At 47.1% G+C, this 6,413-nt stretch carries 6 protein-coding genes; all 6 read right to left on the reverse strand.

Going from position 1 to position 6,413, the window contains the following annotated elements; translation table 11 throughout:
* Positions 1-499, reverse strand: a 499-nt coding sequence (locus tag WJ238_RS10000) for a class I SAM-dependent methyltransferase (protein WP_337606852.1), incomplete at its 3' end; no start/stop codon positions are given.
* 13 nt (positions 500-512) lie between these two features.
* Positions 513-1,625 carry an RNA polymerase sigma factor RpoD gene (rpoD, locus tag WJ238_RS10005; RefSeq protein ID WP_230105882.1) on the reverse strand — a complete coding sequence of 371 codons (1,113 nt, stop codon included), beginning with the start codon at positions 1,623-1,625 and terminating at the stop codon, positions 513-515.
* Between the two features lie 39 nt (positions 1,626-1,664).
* Positions 1,665-3,437 carry a DNA primase gene (gene dnaG, locus WJ238_RS10010; RefSeq protein WP_230105881.1) on the reverse strand — a complete coding sequence of 591 codons (1,773 nt, stop codon included), beginning with the start codon at positions 3,435-3,437 and terminating at the stop codon, positions 1,665-1,667.
* Positions 3,438-3,522: 85 nt separating this feature from the next.
* Entirely contained in the window at positions 3,523-4,530 is a 1,008-nt protein-coding gene (locus WJ238_RS10015) for a deoxyguanosinetriphosphate triphosphohydrolase (protein WP_230107608.1), read from the reverse strand.
* Positions 4,530-6,056 carry a polyphosphate:AMP phosphotransferase gene (gene pap / locus WJ238_RS10020; RefSeq protein WP_337606853.1) on the reverse strand — a complete coding sequence of 509 codons (1,527 nt, stop codon included), beginning with the start codon at positions 6,054-6,056 and terminating at the stop codon, positions 4,530-4,532. Before pap ends, WJ238_RS10015 begins: the two co-directional genes overlap by 1 nt.
* Positions 6,057-6,213: 157 nt before the next feature.
* Positions 6,214-6,413: PAS domain-containing protein (locus WJ238_RS10025; RefSeq protein WP_337606854.1), on the reverse strand; the 200-nt coding region annotated here is incomplete at its 5' end.

Here is a 6,413-nt window from a genome sequence, read left to right on the forward strand (position 1 = left end):
TTTCTTCATAGGGTTTCTCTTCCTTCCCATGAACCGCTTTCATCATGGGATAATATTTTCCGTCCTCTTCCACCATATCCTCACAAACAATCTGGTAGCCGCTCTCCTCCAGATAAAACCGGACTTTTGAGATTTCTGACTGCGGCTGCAAAATAAACTCCCGGATCTTAGCAGTCACGGAAGGATCCTTTTCCATAATGTGTATGACAAGACCTCCTCCCATTCCCGCTGCGATCATTGTATGTACTTCTCCCGGCTTTAATGCTGAAAGTCCGTCTGAAAGCCTTGTCTCAATCTTTTCCTCCAGGCCATATTCCCGGATATGCTCCTTTGCCCGCTGGAGAGGACCGGAATTGATATCCATGGCGATCCATTTTCCCTCTTTGCATTTCCGGGCCAGGTAGATCGGAATATAACCGTGATCCGTGCCAATATCTGCAACAGAGGCGCCCTCTGTCACAAGACCTGCCACGGCAGACAGTCTTTTTGATAGTTCCATAGGCGCCTCTTCCTTAATCCAGATAATCTCTTAATTTTCTGCTGCGGCTTGGATGGCGCAGCTTTCTGAGCGCTTTAGCCTCAATCTGGCGGATACGCTCTCTTGTAACATCAAATTCTTTGCCTACCTCCTCCAGAGTGCGGGCACGGCCATCGTTCATACCGAACCGGAGCCTCAATACCTTCTGCTCCCTCTCTGTCAGGGTGTCAAGCACCTCATCCAGCTGTTCTTTCAGAAGCGTTGCCGCTGCTGCCTCTGCCGGAACCGGCACATTGTCGTCCTGTATGAAGTCGCCAAGATGGCTGTCCTCTTCTTCTCCGATCGGAGTCTCCAAAGACACCGGCTCCTGGGAAATCTTCAGAATTTCCCGCACACGCTCCACCGGCATGTCCAACTCTTCGGCAATTTCCTCCGGCGTGGGTTCACGCCCCAGTTCCTGCAGCAATTGTCTGGACACACGGATCAATTTATTGATGGTCTCTACCATATGAACCGGAATACGGATCGTTCTTGCCTGGTCGGCAATAGCCCTTGTAATCGCCTGGCGGATCCACCATGTAGCATAGGTGCTGAATTTAAAGCCCTTCTCATAATCAAATTTTTCTACGGCCTTGATCAGTCCTAAGTTGCCTTCCTGGATCAGATCCAGGAAAAGCATCCCTCTTCCCACATAACGTTTCGCAATGCTGACTACCAGCCTTAAGTTAGCTTCTGCAAGACGCTTCTTCGCATCCTCGTCTCCTTCTGCCATGCGCTTTGCAAGCTCCACTTCTTCCTCTGCTGAAAGAAGCGGCACCTTTCCGATTTCCTTTAAGTACATACGCACAGGATCTTCAATACTGATTCCGTCCGGAACAGACAGATCGATCTTTTCAATATCTACCTCGTCCTCGTCCGAAAGCATGATCTCCACATCATCGTCCGCATCATCGTCTGCACTGATCCGGAGCACATCAATATTGTTTGCTTCCAAATAATCAAATACCTTCTCCATCTGCTCAGAGTTGAGCTCCATATCTGAGAAAAAATCATTGATCTCCTGGATTTCCAGAATACTCTTTTTCTTCTTTCCAAGGGCAAGAAGATCCTTCAGCTTTTCCTCAAATTTTACAATGTTCTCTTCCATGCAGTGTCCATCCTCTCATTGCTTGTTTATATTTTATCCTTAATTAATAGAAATATGCAGTTTTTCAGGTGTCTGAAGCATCCGCTTCTCCTCCATCAGCTTCTGAAGTCCCGCCATATCTGCGGGGTCCAGATTGCGGGCCGCTTTCTCGATGCTGTATTCTTTCACCCGCAGGATCGTTTCCTTTAGAGCCTTCTCCTGTTCTCTTACTGTGGAAAGTTCCCGTATCCTTGTATGAAACAGGGCTGCCACCTGACGGTGTTCTTCCTCGTCTGTAAAATGATTCATGATCTGGGCAGGATTTACGGCTCCTTCGTCATACTGCCGGTATAAAAGCTCTGCCACCTGACGATACAGCTCTTCCGTAAAATCCTCCGGTGACACATACTTCCTGATCTGCCGGAAAATTTCCTCTCCCTCCAGCATCCAGGTAAGAAGGATCCTCTGGGATTTCAGATGGCCATCCTCCTTTTCTTCCTGCTTTCTTGTGGAACGCGGTTTTTCCGCCGGCTTGGCAAGCCCGTCCCGGATTGCTGTCTTTGTCACCAGCTTTCTCAAGTCGTCTGCATTCACCCCGTAAGTCTTTGCCACCGCCTCTATGTAATTGCTGCGCTCAATTTCTTCCTCAAAAAGAGTCAGTTTCTTCGCTGCCTCCTTCAGAAAATCTGTCTTCCCTTCCGGCGATCCCATATCATAGTTTTTCTCGGCCATCTCCAGGCTGAACATAAAACCGTTCCGGGCTTTATGAATCCTTTCCTCAAAGGCCTCCGCTCCCAGATTCTTAATAAATTCATCGGGATCCTTATAAGGGTCCATGCGGATCACTCTGGCGGTGATCCCTGCCTCCTTCAGAATGGGAACTGCCCGAAGAGCGGCCTTGGTTCCCGCCTCATCGCTGTCATAAGTAAGATATACTTCATTGACATACCGCTTGATCAAGGAAGCATGTCCCGGCGTAAGCGCTGTTCCAAGAGACGCTACCGCGCTGGTAAATCCTGCCTGGTGGAGCGAGATCACATCCATATATCCCTCACACAGAAGAAAATAGGGTTTTCTGGATGTACGTGCCCTGTGAAGTCCATACAGATTACGACTCTTATCAAAAACAGGCGTCTCCGGCGAATTGAGATACTTTGGCTTCGCATCCCCCATCACCCGTCCGCCGAATCCGATCACCCGGTTATTGGCGTCCATAATGGGAAACATAACACGGTTCCAGAATTTATCATAGGGTCCATGTCTTTCGTCAAAAGAAATCAGTCCTGCTTTAAAAAGAATGTCGTCTGTATACCCTTTCGTTTTCAGATACCGGTACAGATCGTCGCTGTACTTGTTGGAATACCCTAGTCCAAATGCGGTGATGGTATCATCTCCCAGCTGCCTTCCCTTCAGATACTCGTAAGCCGTTTTCCCCTGGGGAGCCTTAAGCTGCGCATAATAATATTTTGCCGCCAGCTTATTGATCTCAAGCAGGACAGCTTTCTCATCTGCCCTCCTTTTGGCTTCTTTGGAGTACTCCTGCTCCGGCAGTTCCACTCCGGCACGTTCCGCCAGAAATTTCAGAGCTTCCACAAAAGAATAGTTCTCGTATTCCATAATGAACGTAAAGACATTTCCTCCCGCTCCGCAGCCAAAACAATAGTACATCTGCTTATCTCTGCTGACGGAAAAAGAAGGGGACTTTTCGTTATGGAAAGGGCAAAGCCCGAAATAAGAGCTTCCCTTTTTCTGAAGTTTTACATACCCGGAGACCACATCTACAATATCATTTTTCAGTCTAACCTCTTCTACCACTTCATCCGGATAATACATGTGCTGACATCATCCTTTTCTATACATAAATCCAGAGGGAAAAAAGCCCTCATTATTAATATTCGACAAAACTTCTTTATTTCCTTTAATTTTTCCAAGATTCCGGAATAAAATATTCCTGAAATTTTTTTACCGCATAGGAATCGGTCATTCCCGCTATATAATCACATACAACTCTCTCCTTTGTTTCCCCTTTTTCTGTTATCATTACCAGGTACTGTTCCGGGAGAAGTTCAATATGATCCATATAATATCCGTACAGATTAATAATCATATTGACCGCCTTTGTCTCTTCCCCTTTTGCCGCCGGATTCTGATAAACATGTTCAAACAGGAACTTTCGAAGGCCCATCGTCGCCTCCCGTATTTCATCAGACATGACGATCCGCGGCTGTCCCATACTGTGGCTCACCACATCATGGATCATGGTATTCAGACGCATCCTGGTCGTATGCCCCAACACATCCGTATATTCTGCCGGAAGATCCTCTTCCTTCAAAATTCCGCCTCGTACCGCATCATCAATATCGTGATTGATATAGGCGATCTTATCGGAGAGTCTCACGATCTCCCCTTCCAGTGTATGAGGCGTTCCGCTGGACTTATGGTTCAAAATACCATCCACTACTTCCCAGGTAAGGTTCAGTCCTCTCCCCTGCTTTTCCAGGATTTCCACTACGCGGACACTCTGCTCATTATGCCGGAATCCATCCGGGCACATCTGATTGAGCGCCCGCTCTCCTGCATGACCAAAAGGAGTATGACCCAGATCATGTCCCAGGGCAATGGCTTCTACCAGTTCCTCATTGAGCCGGAGCGCTTTTGCGATCGTCCTGGCATTCTGAGATACTTCCAGCGTATGCGTCATTCTTGTCCGGTAATGATCCCCCTTCGGCAGAAGAAAAACCTGCGTTTTTTGTTTCAGTCTCCGAAAGGACTTGCAGTGAAGGATCCGATCCCGGTCTCTCTGGAATACCGGCCGGATATCGCACTCCGGTTCCGGTCTTTTCCTCCCCTTTGATTTCCGGCTTAAAGATGCATAGGGACTTAAATATTCCTTTTCCCGTTCTTCCAGCTCTTCCCTGATATTCATCATGCTTTCCCGCCCCCTGTTTCCATCCGTTCTTCTATGGCCTTTACAACAGTTTCCAGTACTTTGATCCTTGCATAGTATTTATCATTCCCCTCTACCACGATCCAAGGTGCCTCTGCAGTAGAAGTACGTACAAGCATCTCGTTCACTGCCGTTTCATACTGGTCCCATTTTTCCCGGTTCCGCCAGTCCTCATCCGTAATTTTCCACTGCTTTTCCGGATTTTCCTGACGCTGCCGGAAGCGTCTTTCCTGTTCATTCTTATCAATCTGCATCCAGAATTTCAGGATCAGCACACCCTCCTTCGTCAGATTTCTCTCCATGTCATTGATTTCTTTATATGCCCGCCGCCATTCCTCTTCGGTGCAGAATCCCTCGATCCGCTCTACCATAACCCTTCCGTACCATGTTCTGTCAAAGACAGCGATATGGCCCGCCTTGGGCATGGAGCGCCAAAACCGCCACAGATAATGGTACTGCCTCTCCACCGCGTTTGGTGATGCTGTAGGATGGACCACATAACCTCTGGGATCCATTTTTGCTGTCAGGCGCTTAATGGCTCCTCCTTTTCCGCCGGCATCCCACCCCTCAAAGGCCAGCACGACAGGAATCCTCTTTCTGTACAGCTCTCCGTGAAGCTTTTCGATCCTTTTCTGAAGTTTCTTCAGCTTCTTTTCATACTCTTCCTTTGTATAGGAAAGAGAGAGATCCGCCTTTGCCAAAATAGACTCTGTCAGCTTCATCTCCTCTTTACCGTTGTCTTTTGGTTCCTTCTCCTCTTCTGCCCTATCCCGGCTGTGCTCACTCTTTTTCTCCACTGCCTCTATCTGTCTCTCCAGGGTCTCTGCTGCAATGGAATAGATCTTTACTGTAGCGAACCGGCGGTCTACTGCCTCCACGATGTGCCATGGCGCATTTTCACTGTCTGTGCGGGAGAGCATCTCCTCATTCATTGCCTCGTACTTTTCAAACTTTTCATTTCTCTTTCTGTCGCCTTCACTCACTCTCCATGCTGTATCTTTAGAAGACAGAAGCTTATCAAACCGCTTTTTCTGCTCTTTTTTGTCAATGGCAAGAAAAATCTTAATGATTACCATGCCGTCATCTGTCAGCTGTTTTTCAAAAGAACGGATGGCTTCATATGCATCAAAAAGTTCTGATTTTTTTATCTTTTTATCAAAACGATCGATCAGCACTCTTCTGTACCAGCTGGTATCATAAATCGCAATTCTTCCCTTGGGAGGGAGCTTTGTCCAAAAACGCCACAAAAAGGGATGCATTTTCTCCTCTTCCGTCTCGCCTTTTACGGCATATACCTGAAACCCTCTCGGATCGAGCGCCTGTATCAGTTTACTGATCTGAACTCCCTTTCCGGCAGCTCCATATCCCTCGAAGGCGATCATCACCGGAATATTCAAATCTTTACATTTTCTCTGAAGCTTTCCCAGTCTTGGAATCAGTTTTTCCATTTCTGATCTGTAAATTTCTTTTTCCATCTTCTTTGACAAATCCAGTTTTTCGAGCATAAGCGGACCCTCCCTTCAATTTTCTCGATTTTTTCTTCTATTATACAATATTTTTCAGAATTTATTGCACTTTTCTGCAAAAAAGAGCAAAAAGAAAAAATCTGTGGCGGGGCATGGAAAAATACCCCTTCCTCAGATTTTTTCTCGATTTCTTCTGCTATTTTTGTGCTCCCAGACTGTCAATAATTGTAATAACGAGACCGCGGATATTGTTCTCCGTTGTCCGGTAAGGTGCGATCCTCAAGGTATAGAACCGCCCGTTCATTCCTGTCACCTCACGGTCTATAGGCACCAGGTTTTTCAAGACCCCCCCGGCATCCTTGATGATATCTTCCGCCGGGAAACTGTGTGCAAAAA

The organism is Claveliimonas sp., from assembly GCF_037273965.1.
Taxonomy (GTDB): Bacteria; Bacillota; Clostridia; order Lachnospirales; family Lachnospiraceae; genus Claveliimonas; species Claveliimonas bilis.

Coding starts and splice junctions, on each gene's coding strand:
- WJ238_RS10015 (WP_230107608.1), bottom strand. CDS start 4,530: ATGAATATCAGGGAAGAGCTGGAAGAACGGGAAAAGGAATATTTAAGT.
- rpoD (WP_230105882.1), bottom strand. CDS start 1,625: ATGGAAGAGAACATTGTAAAATTTGAGGAAAAGCTGAAGGATCTTCTT.
- dnaG (WP_230105881.1), bottom strand. CDS start 3,437: ATGTATTATCCGGATGAAGTGGTAGAAGAGGTTAGACTGAAAAATGAT.
- pap (WP_337606853.1), bottom strand. CDS start 6,056: ATGCTCGAAAAACTGGATTTGTCAAAGAAGATGGAAAAAGAAATTTAC.